The 15,999-nt window shown below is 63.9% G+C and carries 9 protein-coding genes; 6 read left to right on the top strand and 3 right to left on the bottom strand.

Features of this window, described 5'->3' with window-relative positions:
* Positions 1-27: 27 nt before the first annotated feature.
* From IZU87_RS13960 to IZU87_RS13940, 5 genes are all read left to right on the top strand, one after another.
* The gene (locus IZU87_RS13960) at positions 28-738 is read left to right on the top strand and encodes an urea amidolyase associated protein UAAP2 (protein WP_084589286.1); all 711 of its coding nucleotides are present in this window, start codon (positions 28-30) and stop codon (positions 736-738) included.
* A 207-nt stretch (positions 739-945) separates the two neighbouring features.
* Positions 946-4,785 (top strand): urea carboxylase, encoded by a 3,840-nt coding sequence (uca, locus tag IZU87_RS13955; protein ID WP_213114919.1) that lies wholly within the window; start codon positions 946-948, stop codon positions 4,783-4,785.
* Positions 4,785-6,617: an allophanate hydrolase gene (atzF, locus tag IZU87_RS13950; protein WP_245162897.1), complete on the top strand. Its 1,833-nt coding sequence runs from the start codon at positions 4,785-4,787 to the stop codon at positions 6,615-6,617. Before uca ends, atzF begins: the two co-directional genes overlap by 1 nt.
* Positions 6,618-6,961: 344 nt before the next feature.
* A complete protein-coding gene (locus IZU87_RS13945; RefSeq protein ID WP_213114918.1) occupies positions 6,962-9,157 on the top strand; it encodes a TonB-dependent siderophore receptor in 2,196 nt (731 codons plus the stop codon).
* A gap of 142 nt (positions 9,158-9,299) precedes the next feature.
* Positions 9,300-10,355 (top strand): ABC transporter substrate-binding protein, encoded by a 1,056-nt coding sequence (locus tag IZU87_RS13940; protein WP_213114917.1) that lies wholly within the window; start codon positions 9,300-9,302, stop codon positions 10,353-10,355.
* Between the two features lie 189 nt (positions 10,356-10,544).
* Here the strand turns inward: IZU87_RS13940 and IZU87_RS13935 are convergent, their stop codons facing one another.
* On the bottom strand, positions 10,545-11,228 hold the full coding sequence (locus IZU87_RS13935; RefSeq protein ID WP_054555908.1) for a type 1 glutamine amidotransferase domain-containing protein: 684 nt from the start codon (positions 11,226-11,228) through the stop codon (positions 10,545-10,547).
* A 259-nt stretch (positions 11,229-11,487) separates the two neighbouring features.
* Positions 11,488-12,192 carry an SDR family oxidoreductase gene (locus IZU87_RS13930; RefSeq protein ID WP_107335024.1) on the bottom strand — a complete coding sequence of 235 codons (705 nt, stop codon included), beginning with the start codon at positions 12,190-12,192 and terminating at the stop codon, positions 11,488-11,490.
* Positions 12,193-12,361: 169 nt separating this feature from the next.
* On the opposite strand from IZU87_RS13930, the gene IZU87_RS13925 reads away from it, so the two are divergent.
* On the top strand, positions 12,362-13,303 hold the full coding sequence (locus IZU87_RS13925) for a LysR family transcriptional regulator (RefSeq protein WP_213114916.1): 942 nt from the start codon (positions 12,362-12,364) through the stop codon (positions 13,301-13,303).
* Positions 13,304-13,438: 135 nt separating this feature from the next.
* On the opposite strand, the gene IZU87_RS13920 is transcribed toward IZU87_RS13925, so the two are convergent.
* Complete coding sequence (locus IZU87_RS13920) at positions 13,439-15,631, bottom strand: OsmC domain/YcaO domain-containing protein (protein WP_043332249.1); 2,193 nt, start codon at positions 15,629-15,631, stop codon at positions 13,439-13,441.
* Positions 15,632-15,999: the final 368 nt, after the last annotated feature.

Below are 15,999 nucleotides of genomic sequence, written 5' to 3'. Positions count from 1 at the left end.
CAGATGACAAGGACAAAGGACATCCCAATGTGCACCTCGACACTTGAACACCCCCATGCCCACACCCCGGCCGCGACGGACGGCGCCCCGCTGAGCTACGCCGACCCCGCACAGCAGCCGCGCGAGCTTGAGCGCACCGTCGAGGCCGGCGATCACTTCATCGGCCTGGTCCGCGCCGGCCAGCACCTGCGTATCACCGACCTGCATGGCAATCAGGCCGCCGACACCCTGTTCTTCTCAGCCGACGACACCGCCGAGCGTTACAGCGCGATGGACACCGTGCGCGAGCAGGGCAAGGTCTACCTGACCACCGGCACGGTGCTCTATTCCACCCGTGGCCGGGCGCTGCTGACCATCACCGGCGATACCTGCGGTCGGCATGACACCTTGGGCGGTGCCTGCTCCAGCGAGTCCAACACCGTGCGTTACGACCTGGAGAAGCGCCACATGCACTCCTGTCGCGACAACTGGATGCTGGCCATCGCCCGCTACCCGAAGTACGACCTGACCAAGCGCGACATCGGCCACAACATCAACTTCTTCATGAACGTGCCGGTCACCGCCGATGGCGGCCTGAGCTTCGAGGATGGCCTGTCCGGCCCGGGCAAGTACGTCGAGATGGTCGCCGAGCGTGATGTCTACGTGCTGCTCTCCAACTGCCCGCAGCTCAACAACCCCTGCAATGGCTACGACCCGACACCGGTCGCCATCCGCATCAGCGACTCGCCCTTGGGCTGATCGGCCGAGCTGATCGGCCGAGCTGATCCGCCGAGCTGACAGCGAAGCTTTCGAACACGCATACGACAAGAAACGGCCGAGCCCCGCCTGACGATGTCATCTCTCCTGCATCACTCGTCAGCCCCCAAGGCTCTGCCCGGCTACCGGACGACCGGCAGCTCACAGTTTGAAGGCGGGACGACCCGCCGCCGGAAGGATGACTCCGTCATGTTCCACAAGGTCCTGATTGCCAACCGTGGCGCCATCGCCACCCGAATCCAGCGCACGCTGCGTGCCCTCGGTGTCCAGAGCGTCGCCGTCTACGCAGAAGCCGACCGTGAATCCCCCTTCGTACGCGAGGCCGATGAAGCCTACAGCCTCGGCGAAGGTGCCGCCGCCGAGACCTATCTCGACATCGACAAGCTGATCGCCATCGCCCGCGAGAGCGGCGCCCAGGGCGTGCACCCGGGCTATGGTTTCCTGTCCGAGAACACCCGCTTCATCCAGGCCTGTGACGCCGCCGGCCTGGTCTTCCTCGGCCCGACCGTCGAGCAGATCCACGCATTCGGCCTCAAGCACGAAGCGCGCACCATCGCCGAGAACGCCGGCGTGCCGCTGGTGCCCGGCACCGGCCTGCTGGACGATGTCGCGAGCGCACTGAGCGAGGCCGCCCGTATCGGCTATCCGGTGATGCTCAAGTCCACCGCCGGCGGCGGCGGCATCGGCATGCAGGTCTGTGACGACGAAGCCTCCCTCAGCCGCGCCTTCGATTCGGTCAAGGGCCTAGGCGAGCGCAACTTCGGTGATGGTGGCGTCTTCCTCGAGGCGTACATCGCCCGCGCCCGTCACCTGGAAGTGCAGCTGTTCGGTGACGGCGAAGGCACGGTGATCGCGCTGGGCGAGCGCGACTGCTCCAGTCAGCGCCGCCATCAGAAGGTCATCGAGGAATGCCCGGCACCGGGCCTGCCCGAGCGCGTTCGCGAAGACATGATCGCCACCGCCATCCGCCTGGGCGAGGCCGTCAATTACCGCAGCGCCGGTACCGTCGAATTCATCTATGACGCCGAGCGTCAGGCCTTCTATTTCCTGGAGGTCAATACACGCCTGCAGGTCGAGCACGGTGTCACGGAGCTGGTGTGGGGCGTGGACATCGTCGCCTGGATGCTCAAGTTGGGCGCCGGTGAGCTGGGCAATCTGCGCGAGCTGGTCGCGCCGCTGACTCCCCGCGGCCACGCCATGCAGGCACGTGTCTATGCCGAGAATCCGCAGCACGATTTCCGCCCTTCCAGCGGTCTGCTCACCGAGGTGGAGTTCGCCAATGACGCCGTGACCGCCGCCCTCGCCGACGACAGCCAGCTGCGGGTGGATCACTCCATCGAGGCCGGCTTCGAGGTCCCCGCCTGGTTCGACCCGATGCTGGCCAAGGTGATGGTGCACGCACCGACCCGCGAGCAGGCGCGCGGCGATCTCTCCAGGGCATTGGCAGCCTCTCGCCTCTACGGCATCGAGACCAACCGCCAGTGGCTGTCGCACCTGCTGGAAGACCCGCGCTTCATCAATGTCGAGATCTACACCCGCTGGCTGGAAGGCCTCGAGTGGGCCGCGCCGACCTTCGAGGTACTCGTCCCCGGCACTCTGACCACCGTGCAGGACATGCCGGGTCGCCTGGGCCACTGGGATGTGGGCGTGCCGCCCTCCGGCCCCTTCGATGACTACGCCTTCCGTCTCGGCAATGCGTTGCTGGGCAACGCCGCCGATGCCGCAGGCCTCGAAATCACCCTCAATGGCCCGACGCTACACTTCCACCGCGCCACGCGCGTGGTACTGGCCGGTGCGCCGCTGCCCGCCATGCTGTCCGTTTCAGCACCGCAAGACGGCGCTGATGACACCGCGACTCACGAGCTTGCCCTGTGGCAGGTGCATGAGATCGCCGCTTGCAGCACCCTGAGTCTGGGCAAGGTCGCCGCCGGCGCGCGCAGCTATCTGCTGATCGCCGGTGGCATCGACTGCCCGCAGTATCTGGGCTCGCGCGCGACCTTCACCCTGGGCCAGTTCGGCGGCCATGCCGGACGTGCGCTGCGCAGTGGCGACACCCTGCCGCTGGCCGATCTCGCCGAGTGCCACCTGCCCGCCCTGACCCGGCTGCCCGAGGCGCTGATCCCGCAGGGCGCTGGTGCAGTGAATGAGGCGCAAGGCAAGCATGATCAAGGCAAGACAACGGGCCGCGAATGGCAGATCGGCGTGCTCTACGGCCCGCACGGGGCGCCGGACTTCTTCACCGAAGACGATATCAGCACCTTCTTCGGCCACCGCTGGGAAGTGCATTACAACTCCAGCCGCACCGGCGTACGCCTGATCGGCCCGCGTCCGCAGTGGGCGCGCGCCGATGGTGGCGAGGCCGGACTGCACCCCTCCAACATCCACGACAACGCCTACGCCTTCGGCACCATCGACTTTACCGGCGACATGCCGGTCATCCTCGGCCCGGACGGCCCGTCACTGGGCGGCTTCGTATGTCCGGCCACCGTGGTGCGTGCCGAACGCTGGAAGCTGGGCCAGCTGGCCGCCGGCGATCGCATCCGTTTCGTCGCGCTGACTCTGGAGGAAGCTCGCGCCATCGAGGTGCAGCAGGACGCCGTGATCGCCGCCCTCGCCAGTGGCCAGCTCGACACTCTGGAACAGCGCCAGGCGGAGACCAGCGGCGCCACGCTGAGCGCCATCGCCGCAAAACGTCCGCGCCCCGATGACTCGCCGGTGCTCAAATGCCTGAGCGCCGAGCAAGGCGGCGAGCAGATCGTCTATCGCCGCGCCGGCGATGACTTCCTGCTGATCGAATTCGGCCAGATGGAGCTGGATATCGCGCTGCGCTTCCGCGCCCATGCCTGGATGCTGTGGCTCAAGGAGCACCCGCTGCCCGGTCTGATGGAGATGACCCCCGGCATCCGCTCGCTGCAACTGCATTACGACCCGCGCAGCCTGACGCTCGAGACACTGATGGCGCATCTCGAACAGGCCGAAGTCGCGCTCAAGGATGTCGAGGACATCGAGATCGAGGCCCGCACCGTGCACCTGCCGCTGTCCTGGGATGACCCGGCGTGTCAGCAGGCCATCGACAAGTACCAGCGCTCGGTGCGCCCGGACGCCCCCTGGTGCCCGAGCAATCTGGAATTCATTCGCCGCATCAATGGCCTCGCCGATGAGGCGGCAGTGCGCGAGACGGTACTCAACGCCCGCTATCTGGTGATGGGCCTCGGCGATGTCTATCTCGGCGCACCGGTGGCCACGCCGCTGGACCCGCGCCAGCGGCTGGTGACCACCAAGTACAACCCGGCACGTACCTGGACCGCCGAGAACTCGGTGGGCATCGGCGGCGCCTATCTGTGCGTGTATGGCATGGAAGGCCCGGGCGGTTATCAGTTCGTCGGCCGCACGCTGCAGATGTGGAATCGCTATCGCCGCACCGAACACTTCACCACCCCGTGGCTGCTGCGCGTGTTCGATCAGCTGCGCTTCCATCCGGTCAGCCATGAAGCGCTCGAGCAGATCCGTCGTGATCATCCACAGGGGCGTTACGACCTCAAGATCGAGAAGACCCGCTTCCGTCTCGCCGATTATCAGGCGCAGATCACCGAGCACCAGGCCGAGACCGATGCCTTCCGCGAACGCCGCCAGGCCGCCTTCCAGCAGGAAATCGACGACTGGCATGCGCGCGGCCAGTTCACCTTCGAGGATCAGATCAATGAGGTGCAGGAAGCCGACAGCCTGAGTGATGACGAGCTGGGCATCGAGACACCGGTCACCGGCAGCCTGTGGAAGCTGGAAGTCGCCGAGGGCGATGACGTCGAGGCCGGCCAGGTGGTGGCGCTGGTCGAGTCGATGAAGATGGAAGTCGAGATTCGCACCCACACCGCTGGCCGTGTCGTGCGCCTGCCGATCAAGGAAGGCAGCGGCGTCGCCCCCGGCCAACCACTGATCGTGCTGTCGACCGCCGTGGAAGCCACGGATTCCGCTGATGCCAGCGCACCAGACAACACCCGATCGACCCTGTCCTCCGAGGAGACGCTGTGATGATGACCCATACCCCGCTCAACCTGAGCATCACGGCGCTGAGCAAGGCCTATCAGGCCGGTGAGATGACGCCGCGCCAACTGGTGGATGAGCTGCTGGCCGCGCAGGCCGAGACCGACGCCGCCTGGATCACCCGCCTGTCAGCACAGCAGCTGGAACCCTATCTGGCACGTCTGGACGACGTGGCACCCGAGTCGCTGCCGCTCTACGGCATTCCCTTCGCGATCAAGGACAATATCGATCTCGCCGGCGTGACCACCACCGCCGGTTGCCCGGAATTTGCCTACACGCCGAGCGATGATGCCTTCGTGGTCAAGCAGCTGATCGCGGCAGGCGCGATTCCGATGGGCAAGACCAATCTGGACCAGTTCGCCACCGGGCTGGTCGGGGAACGCGCCTTGCCGGTCTACGGCACCCCGGCCAATGCCTTCGACCCCGCCTATGTGCCGGGTGGCTCCAGCAGTGGCTCCGCCGTCGTCACCGCCCAGGGCCAGGTCAGCTTCGCGCTGGGCACGGACACGGCAGGTTCCGGCCGGGTTCCGGCCTGCTTCAACAATCTGGTCGGCGTGAAGCCGACGCTTGGCCTGCTCAGTGCAGGTGGTGTGGTACCGGCCTGCGCGACGCTGGATACCATCTCCATCTTCGCGCTGGGCTGCGATGATGCCGCGAAGGTGCTGTCAGTCACCGCACAGTTCGATGCCGACAACCGCTGGGCGCGCGAGCATGACTTCAGCGTTCACGGCCAGGCCTATGGCGTGCTGCCCGACCTGGCTGGCCTGCGCATCGGCGTGCCGCCGCGGGCTCAGTGGCATACCGACAGCGATTACAGCGGCTACATGGAAGCCGCGATGCGCCAGTGCAAAGCGCTGGGGGCCGAGCTGGTCGAGCTGGATTGCAGCCCGCTGCTGGCCGCCGCGCGCCTGCTGTATGAAGGCCCCTGGGTGGCGGAGCGTTATCACGCGGTGCGCGAGCTGATCGAGCGCAACCCCGAGGCGCTGCACCCGGTGACTCGCGAGATCACCCTCGGCGGTGCCACGCCGCTGGCCGTCGATGCCTTCGATGCGCGCTATCAACTGGCCGAATACCGCCGTCAGGCCGAGGCGCTGCTGGCGCAGGTGGACGTGATGCTGGCGCCGACCACGCCGCGCCTGCCCACCAAGGCGGAATTGGCCGAGGCGCCGATCGCGGTCAATTCGGAGCTGGGCACCTGGACCAACTTCATGAACCTGCTGGATCTCAGCGCGCTGGCCGTGCCGGTGGGCTTCAATCGCCAGGGCCTGCCGGGGGGCGTGACGCTGTTCGCGCCCGCCTTCGAAGACCTGCAGCTGCTCAGCATCGCGCGTCTGCTCGAGCACGAATTCGCGCTGCCGCTGGGTGCCAGCGCCGTCGCCCGTCCTCAGGCGCGCCTCGCGGAAAGCCAGCTGCCCGCGGCGGCCAATGGCCGACTCGAGATCGCCGTCTGCGGCGCACACCTCAGTGGCATGCCGCTCAATCATCAGCTCACCCAGCGCGAGGCCCGTCTGGTCGCGCGCACTCACAGCGCACCCAGCTACCGCCTCTATCAACTGGATGACGCGACACCCGCCAAACCGGCCATGCTGCGTGCCCCGCAAGACGGCACCAGCATCGCGCTGGAGGTCTGGTCTCTGCCCATCGACAGTGTCGGCAGCTTCCTCGCCGGCATCCCCTTCCCGCTGGGACTGGGCCAGATCGAACTCGAAGATAGCCGCTGGGTCGCGGGCTTCATCTGCTCGGTGTCCGCTGACAGCGGCGTGCCGATGACGGACATCAGCGAGTACGGCGGCTGGAAGGCGTGGGTGGAGCGCGAGTAAGCGCGCCGTAACCCCTGATCCGCCCTGCATCGCAGAACCAGGAGCCACAGCCCAAAAGCAACAGCCCTGAAACGAAACGCCCCGCGACCGGATGAACGGTCGCGGGGCGTTTCAGTATGACGCTTGCGTGCGTGGCCTGAATGTGTCGAACACGTGGCCCGGCAGCTGTCTCTGGCCTGCCGCATGACCAGACCCATCGCCCGATAGCACCATGCCGGGCTCATGAAGTTCCCCGAAATTTTCATTCTTGGCATCCCGCAAAGCGTGTCTGGCATTTCGCAAAACAAAAGTGCCGCCAGCGGGTAAATAATAATGATTATTATAAACAACTAGGGAACGCAGTCTTGGCTCACTCACTCCGCCGTCCAGGTTTCACTCGCTCGCCACTCGCCCTCTCCATTGCGCTCGCGACCTCGTCACTGCTCAGTGCCACCGCTATCGCGGATGAGACTCGCACGCTTGAGGCGATGACCATCGTCGGCGAGGCGCAAGGCGGCACCACGGAAGAGACTCAGGCGTATACGGTCGACTCCAGCACCAGCGCCAATGGCTTGACCCTGTCGCCACGCGAGACACCGCAGTCTGTCAGCTTTCTGACCCGCCAGCAGATGGATGATGAGGCGCTGACCAGCACCACGGAGGCGATCAACCGCCTGCCGGGCGTGTCCTCCAATCGCCTGGACGGCACCCGCGCCAGCTTCCAGTCACGCGGCTATACCATCCGCAATTTCCAGTTCGATGGCCAACAGAGCAACACCAGCAGCTTCTGGCCGTTCGGCGACGCCGAGTGGGACACCGCCATCTATGATCGCGTCGAGGTGGTCCGCGGGGCCACCGGCCTGATGACAGGCGTCGGCGACCCGTCCGCCACCGTCAACTTCGTGCGCAAGAAGCCGCTGGATGAAGCCGCCGCCAGCGTGACCGGTGCCATGGGTAGCTGGGACCGTCGGCGTGGCGTGGTGGATGTCAGCACGCCGCTGGATGATGCCGGCAAGGTCGGCGTGCGCTTCGTGGCCGCCAAGGACCGCTCCGACAGCTTCATGGATGATGTCGAGAATGACCGCGAGACCCTCTACGGGGTGATCGCCGCCGAATTGACGCCTGACACCGAGCTGAATGTCGGGGTCGAGTATCAGCGCTATGACCAGGATGGCGCCTATCTGGGCGTGCCGCTCTACTACACCGACGGCACGCGCACCGACTTCGACCAGTCGGTCGCCAACAATACCGAATGGGCGCACTTCTTCACCGAGAACACGCGCGGCTTCGCCGACCTGACCCACTACTTCGCCAACGGCTGGAAGGCGACCGCCGCCTACAGTCATGGCGATGCCAACTACGGGCTGACCTACAACTACCGTGGCGGCTATGTGGATCGTGACAATGGCATCCTCTACTACGACAGCAATCGCGAGTATCCGACGACCTCCTATCTGGTCGACTATCGCGGTGATCGCACCCAGAAGAACCTGAACTTGAGCGCTGAGGGCCCCTTCGAGCTGCTCGGTCGTGAGCACCAGCTGGGCTTTGGCTACATGCGGCTCAAGGAAGAGTACGAGATCTGGAGCCGCACCCCGGCGAGCGCCGTGCCGGCGCTGGGCAGCTTCACCGATCGCGATGACCCGGCGCTGGCCGAGCCGGAATGGGGCGAATGGGGGCTGACCGACGACACCGAAACCGAGCAGAGCGGTTTCTACGCCGTGACGCGCTTCTCGCTGGCCGACCCCGTGCACCTGATCATCGGCGCCCGCCTGACCGACTGGGAGATCGACCAGGACTACCGTGGCGAGCGCAGCTATGAATACGACGACGAGTTCACGCCCTATGCCGGCCTGATCGTCGACATTACCGACAACCTCACCGCCTATACCAGCTACACGCAGATCTTCAATACCCAGAGCGAACGTGCCCCCAATGGCGCCCTGCTCGACCCGCTCGAGGGCACCAGCTATGAGGCGGGCCTGAAGGCGGCGTTGTTCGAGGACCGCGCTGACGTGTCCTTCGCCGTCTTCCGCAGCGAGCAGGACAATCTGGCCGTCGAGATCCCCGGTGTCTATGTCGCCGGCACCACCGATCAGGCCTACACCGAGTCCGACGGCGCCGTGGTCGAAGGCTTTGAACTGGAAGTGGCCGGTGAAGTCGCACCGGGCATCAATCTCTCCGCCAGCTACGCACTGGTGGACGCCGAGGACTCCGATGGCACCCAGCTCAATACCAGCTATCCGCGCCAGCAGGCCAAGGTCTACGCCACCTGGCAGCTGCCCGGCGACTGGTCGCGTCTGACGCTGGGCGCTGGTGGCTCCTGGCAGGGTGATACCTACACGGATACCGACACGCCCACCGGTACCGAGAAGGTCGGCCAGGGCGATGTCTTCCTCGCCAACGCCATGGCGCGCTATCGCTTCAATGACAACTTCAGCACCCAGCTCAACGTGTCCAACCTCTTCGATGAGGAGTACTACACGCAGCAGGGCTTCTACAGCCAGTACCTGTACGGCGCACCGCGCAGTGCGCTGCTGAGCATGACCTACGACTTCTGACCACGGGCCCGCCCTGCCGACAGGACCCTCGTCTCCACACGTAACGCTTGCCTACCCACCGACAGCCCCTCCCCGCCAGGGGCTGTCACCTCGTCTCTGGCCAGCAGCGTCTGCCGCCAGCCGATCACACAAGGAGTCTCCCTTGCGACTCACGCGACTTTCCTGCGCCATCGGCCTGACCACCGCCATGGCCGCCTGCTTCACACCTGCCGTACAGGCACACGAATCAGCGACTGCACACACGTCATCTGCCAGATCATCTGCCGCCTCCGCCGAGGCAACGGCGCAGTATCCGCTCACGATCGAACATGCCTTCGGTACCACCATCATCGAGAACAAGCCGCAACGTATCGCCACCGTCGCCTGGGCCAATCATGAAGTGCCGTTGGCACTGGGTGTGGTGCCGGTGGGCTTCCCCCGTCAGGACTTCGGGGATGATGACGGCGACGGCATGATGCCGTGGGTCAAGGCGCGCCTGGAAGCACTGGGGGCCGACTCGGCCAATCTGTTCGATCAGGGCAAGACCCTCGATTTCGATGCCGTGGCCGCCAGCCAGCCGGACGTCATCCTCGCCGCCTATTCAGGATTGAGCGAAGACGATTACGCCAAGCTCAGCAAGATCGCGCCGGTCGTGGCGCGCCCCGGCCCGCGCTGGTCTTCCAGCTGGCGCGACATGATTCGCCTCGACAGTGCCGGCATGGGCATGGCCGCCGAAGGGGAAGCACTGATCGAGCGTCTCGAGGCGCAGGTCGCCGAGAACATCGCCACCCACCCGGAGATCAAGGGCAAGTCGGCCATCACCCTGCGCTATATCGACCCTGAAGACCCGACCCGGATCGCCTTCTACAACGACAACGATGCCCGGGGGCGCTTCCTTGCCGAGCTGGGGCTGACCTCCCCGTCCTTCGTGACGGCAAGTGCCAGCGACGGCAAGATTGGCGGGCGAGTGCCCCCGCAACAACTGGCGGAACTGGCCGACGTCGATATCATCCTGACCTATGGTGGCCAGGCGCTGATTGAGCGCCTCAACCAGCACCTTGCGGACAATGACCTGCCCACCTTCAGCAACGACAGGGTCATCCTGCTGGAGAATGACCCGATGGGCACGGCGGCCAACCCGACACCGCTCTCGATGCCGGAAGTGCTCGATGCCTACGTGACCCAGCTTGCGCGAGCAGCGAAAGCCTCGAATGGCTGATGGCGACTGGCTCGTTCTACTGGCTCATTCTACTGAAACAGGCGACTGACTCATTCTACTGAACCAGGCAACTGACTCAGAACAACTGAGACCAGACGGGCGCAGCTGAGACCCGCCACCTGAAAGACGAAAACCCCGCGACCGGTGACCCGGTCGCGGGGTTTTTCATACTGCCTGAACTCGCCCGATCTACTTCTTGAGGCTGTCGATCAGCAGCTCAGCAACACCTTCGGAGGACATCGGATTCTGGCCGGTGATGATCAGGCCATCCTGAATCGCGAAGGAGGTGAAATCGGCCTTCTTCTCATAGATGCCGCCTTTCTGCTGCAGGGCATCTTCGACCAGGAACGGCACGACATTGGTGAGGCCGACGCCTTCTTCTTCGCCATTGGTGAAGCCGGTGACACGCACGCCGTCCACGAAGGGAGTGCCGTCAGGCTTGCGGGCGTTCAACAGCACTGCCGGGGCGTGGCAGACGGAGCTGACCGGCTTGCCAGCCGCATGGAACTGCTCGATCAGACGAATGGAATCCGCGTCGTTGGTCAGATCCCACAGCGGGCCGTGGCCACCCGGGTAGAAGATGGCGTCGAAGTCTTCGACCTTCATGTCTGCCAGCACGGCGGTGGTGGCAAGATCCTGCTGAGCAGCGGCGTCCTTGTCGAAGCGACGCGTGGCATCCGTCTGGAAATCCTCGCCTTGGCTTGCCGGATCCAGCGGCGGCTGACCGCCCTTGGGAGAGGCCAGCGTCACCTCGATGCCGGCGTCCTTCATGACGTAGTAGGGAGCCGCCAGCTCTTCCAGCCAGAAGCCTGTCTTCTTGCCCGTGTCACCCAGCGTATCGTGGGATGTCACTACTACCAGAACCTTGCTCATGATGCTCTCCTCAACGTGCGGGATAGCCCGCAACGGTCACTTCACGAAAGATGTCGGCGACGTGATGGTCACCACGTGATGCTCACCACGTGATGGCCACCAAGTGGTGCTCGCCCTGTGTTGAATGAAGCTTACTGCTCACGCCACCATCGTCATAATCGATAGTCCGGATAGCCTCTATCGCACACACAAATAGTTGTCTTGCGCCAGCGTGCTTATCGAGCGCACCCGCTCGACAACTCGCATGCCGGCAACCGGCTCAATAGGTCGGCATCAGATGCACTTCGCGGATATTGGCACGCGGCGAAGCACTGATGGCGTAGAGCACGGCATCCGCCACATCCTGCGGGTCCAGCTTGTCCGGCTTTGGCTGATCGAAGAAGGCGGTATTGACCATGCCCGGGGTAATGGTGGTGCAGCGGCCTTGCCACTCGGCCATTTCCATCGCCAGGTTCTGGCCAAAGCCGTAGGCAAACCACTTGCTGGAGCTGTAGATGGAGCCCGCATGATTGGCGCGGCCGGCCACGGAACTGGTGAGGATGAAGTGGCCCTTGCTCTCTCTCAGGTGCGGCAGGGTCGCGTGGGCGGTCCACAGCAGCGCATTGATGTTGATGTCGATGACTCGCTTCCACTCCTCGGGATCGCCGTTCTCGGTGCCTGCCTGGCTGACGCCGGTACCGGCATTGGCGAACGCCACATCCAGACGGCCATGCTGGGCGACGGCCTGCTCGACGACCTTGGCGAGTTGATCGTAGTCCGTCGCATCGGCGGCAATCGCCAGCACCTTGTCGCTGCCCAGTTCCTCGACCAGCGCATCGAGACGTTCCTTGCGACGGGCGGTCGCGACGACCTTGTGCCCGGCCTTCACCAGTGTGCGCGCGGTGGCCTCACCGATACCGCTTGAGGCGCCGGTGATCAGCACGATCTTTTCCTCTTCGGCTTGCGTCCGCTTCACATCACTCATGGCTCACTCCTGTGGGTCGCTTGGATCACTCGTCGTGTTCTGATCACTACCCTACCGCCTGAACTTGCCATCGTGATAATCGATAGTACAGATAGCTGCTATCATCCAGACAAATAGTGCTCACTCGCCCGAGTGCAACCGCGACACTCCGCCTGCTCTGGTAGTCATCATGAAGCTCAACTACGACCTCAACCTCCTGCGCACCTTCCATGCGCTGTATCTCGAGCAGAACGTCACGCGCGCCGGCGAGCGTCTGCACCTGAGTCAGCCCTCGGTGAGCGCGGCGCTCTCCAGGCTGCGCGAGCTGTTCAATGACCCGCTGTTCATCCGCGACCGCCAGCGCATGCGTCCTACCGAGAAGGCCGACCACCTGTTTCCGACCATCGAGGCGGCGCTGACCGACCTCGATGGCCTGATCAACAGCGAGCGGCACTTCGACCACACCACCGAAAGCCGTCATTTCGAGATCGCCGCCAACGACTACTTCGAGGTGCTGATCCTGCCGCAACTGGCGACGATCCTGCGTGAACAGGCGCCGGGCATCACCCTCCAGGTACGCCGTCTCTCGCAGGACATGAGCGAAGCCGGCGTGATGAGCGGCACGACGGACCTCGCCTTCGGGCGTCAGGTCGATCCGCCCGAGAATCTGGTGGTCAGGGAAGTGATCACGGAAGGCATCGACTGCCTGGTCGGCAACGGGCATCCGCTATTGGAGCGTCTGGATGATGAAGGCCGCATGACAAAGGCGGATTTCGAGCACCACGCCCATGTGCTGGTGCAACCCCATACCCGCCTGAAAAGCGGCATCTTCAAGCAGCTCGAGGGCCAGGGGCTCAAGCGTGAGGTGGCCCTGGCGGTCACCTACTTCATGGCCGTGCCCTCCCTGCTGGAGCGCTCGCCACTGATCGCGAGCCTGCCCACCGGGCTATGCCAGCACTTCTGCCGCCAGTTCGCCGTCACCCGTGTGGCACCGCCCCTCGCCTTCGCCTCCTTCCCCTTCCACTTGAGCTGGCATCGCCGCTATCAGAAGGACCCCGCGCATCGCTGGATCCGCGAGCAGATCATTGAATGCTGTCAGCGTCTGGCGGAGGGGCAGCAGGTGCTGCCCTGATCCCTGAAGCCCTGTGCCCTGAGCCCTGAGCCCTGTGCCATGAGCACAGAAAATAAGCGCCCGGCTACGAAAACGGCCCCTCACCATCCAGTGAGGGGCCGTTCTTGTCATGCCATGGGATTCAGCAGGCGAGCATCAGCCCTGCCTGGCCGCCAGGGCAGCACGATGGGCGTGCAGCTTCTGGTAGCTTTCGATCAGGCGCAGGTGGCGATCGAGCCCTTCCAGCTGCATGTTGGTCGGCTCCAGACCATGGAAGCGCACCTCGCCCTGCACGGAGCCCACCACGGCAGCCATGGTGTCTTCGCCGAACATGCGGCGGAAGTTGTAGAGGTAGTCCTCAAGCTCCAGCTCGTCATCCAGCGTGATCTCCAGCACCGCCTTCATGGCCTGATAATAGAGACCGCGCACGACGGTGTTGTCGTTGTACTGCAGGAACATCTCGACGCGATCCAGCGCGTCCTCGTGCTGACCCAGCGCGAGGTTGATCATCAGTTTCAGCTCGAGAATCGTCAGCTGGCCCCAGATGGTGTTCTCGTCGAACTCGATGCCGATCAGCGTCTTGATGTCCATGTGCTCATCAAGCTGGCTCTCTTCGAGACGCTCGCCCAGGTCCGCCAGCTGCTCATCATCGAGACGATGCAGATTGAGGATGTCCTCGCGGTAATCCAGCGCCATGTTGGTGTTGTCCCACACCAGGTCCTCGACCGGATAGACCTCGGAATAGCCCGGCACCAGGATACGGCACACCGGCGCGCCAAGATCCTCGTGCACCGCCATGTAGGCCTCCTTGCCGATCTCATCGAGGATGCCGAACAGGTTGGCGACTTCTTCTTCATTGCTGCCGGAGAAGTCCCACTCGACGAACTCGATATCGGTCTTGGAGCTGAAGAAGCGCCAGGAGACCAGACCCGAGGAGTCGATGAAGTGCTCGACGAAGTTGTTCGGCTCGGACACGGCCAGCGAGTTGAAGGTCGGCGGCATGAAGTCGTTGAGACCCTCGAAGCTGCGGCCCTGCATCAGCTCGGTCAGGCTGCGCTCGATGGCGACTTCAAAGCTCGGGTGCGCGCCGAAGGAGGCGAAGACACCGCCGGTCTTCGGGTTCATCAGCGTGACGCAGGCCACCGGGAACTGACCGCCCAGCGAGGCGTCCTTGACCAGAATCGGGAAGCCCTGGGCTTCCAGCGCCTCGATGCCTTCGACGATTTCCGGGTACTTGGCCAGCACCTCCTGCGGCACGTCCGGCAGGGTCAGTTCCTGCTCGAGAATCTCGCGCTTCACGGCACGCTCGAAGATCTCGGACAGACACTGCACCTGGGCTTCCGGCAGAGTATTGCCGGCGCTCATGCCGTTGCTGAGATACAGGTTCTCGATCAGGTTGGACGGGAAGTAGATCGTCTCACCGTCCGAACGGCGAGTGAACGGCAAGGACACGATGCCACGATCCGCACGCCCGGAATTGGTGTCGATCAGATTGGAGCCACCCAGCTCGCCGTCCGGATTGAAGATCTCCAGGCAGTAGTCATCCAGCACGCCTTCCGGGATCTCGTCGTTCGGGCCCGGCTGGAACCACTTCTCGTTCGGGTAGTGCACGAACTCGCTGTCAGCGATGGCTTCGCCGAAGAACTGATCGTTGTAGAAGAAGTTGCAGCTCAGGCGCTCGATGAACTCGCCCAGTGCCGAGCACAGCGCGCTCTCCTTGGTCGAACCCTTGCCGTTGGTGAAGCACATCGGCGAGGCGGCATCACGAATGTGCAGCGACCAGACGTGCGGCACGATGTTGCGCCAGGAGGCGATCTCGATCTTCATGCCGAGATCATTCAGCAGGCCCGTCATGTTGGCGATGGTCTGCTCCAGCGGCAGGTCCTTGCCTTCGATCCAGGTGCTCTGCCCTTCTGGCGGCTCCGCCATCAGCAATGCCTGGGCGTCCTCGTCGAGGTTGTCGACCGTCTCGATCTCGAAGCCCGGGCCGGTCTGGACGACCTTCTTCACCGTGCAACGCTCGATGGAACGCAGGATGCCCTGACGGTCCTTGTCGGAGAGGTCTTCCGGCAGCTCCACCTGGATCTTGAAGATCTGGTTGTAGCGATTCTCCGGGTCGACGATGTTGTTCTGGGACAGGCGGATGTTCTCGGTCGGGATGTCCCGCGCCACGCAGTACACCTTCACGAAGTACGCCGCGCACAGCGCCGACGACGCCAGGAAGTAGTCGAACGGGCTCGGCGCCGACCCATCACCCTTGTAGCGGATGGGCTGATCGGTGATGACCGTGAAGTCGTCGAATTTCGCCTCGAGCCTCAGGTTGTCGAGAAAGTTGACCTTGATTTCCATGAACGATGCACCGCTTTAAAGAGTGTGGGCGCCAGCACGCCAGTCAGACGGCTACGCGATGGCCGCCATTATCCAGATTTTGGGGGCCTGCGTCGCGGGTGAGGCGAAAAGCGAAGCCAGCAACCTCCTGTAGCGTGGCGCATCGCTCACTGAGTTGAGGGCCCTGTGATTTCGCAAAGGTACGACATGCCTAAAACTAGAAGATACAACTATTGACTATTCAATCCAGATACCTCAGGTAATCCCGGCTTATTCATGAGACCGACCTGAAAACGAAGATGGCGAGTGGTTTTCTCTTGTAGAATCAGGATGTTCCTGCCAGAACACGATTCAAGAGGACCACTCGCCATGGGTGAAACCCTAACGAC

The sequence above is a fragment of the Cobetia sp. MC34 genome, from assembly GCF_018340035.1.
Classification (GTDB): domain Bacteria; phylum Pseudomonadota; class Gammaproteobacteria; order Pseudomonadales; family Halomonadaceae; genus Cobetia; species Cobetia amphilecti.
This window is presented reverse-complemented; position numbering and strand designations above follow the sequence as displayed.

Coding starts and splice junctions, on each gene's coding strand:
- uca (WP_213114919.1), top strand. CDS start 946: ATGTTCCACAAGGTCCTGATTGCCAACCGTGGCGCCATCGCCACCCGA.
- atzF (WP_245162897.1), top strand. CDS start 4,785: ATGATGACCCATACCCCGCTCAACCTGAGCATCACGGCGCTGAGCAAG.
- IZU87_RS13960 (WP_084589286.1), top strand. CDS start 28: ATGTGCACCTCGACACTTGAACACCCCCATGCCCACACCCCGGCCGCG.
- IZU87_RS13925 (WP_213114916.1), top strand. CDS start 12,362: ATGAAGCTCAACTACGACCTCAACCTCCTGCGCACCTTCCATGCGCTG.
- IZU87_RS13930 (WP_107335024.1), bottom strand. CDS start 12,192: ATGAGTGATGTGAAGCGGACGCAAGCCGAAGAGGAAAAGATCGTGCTG.
- IZU87_RS13920 (WP_043332249.1), bottom strand. CDS start 15,631: ATGGAAATCAAGGTCAACTTTCTCGACAACCTGAGGCTCGAGGCGAAA.
- IZU87_RS13935 (WP_054555908.1), bottom strand. CDS start 11,228: ATGAGCAAGGTTCTGGTAGTAGTGACATCCCACGATACGCTGGGTGAC.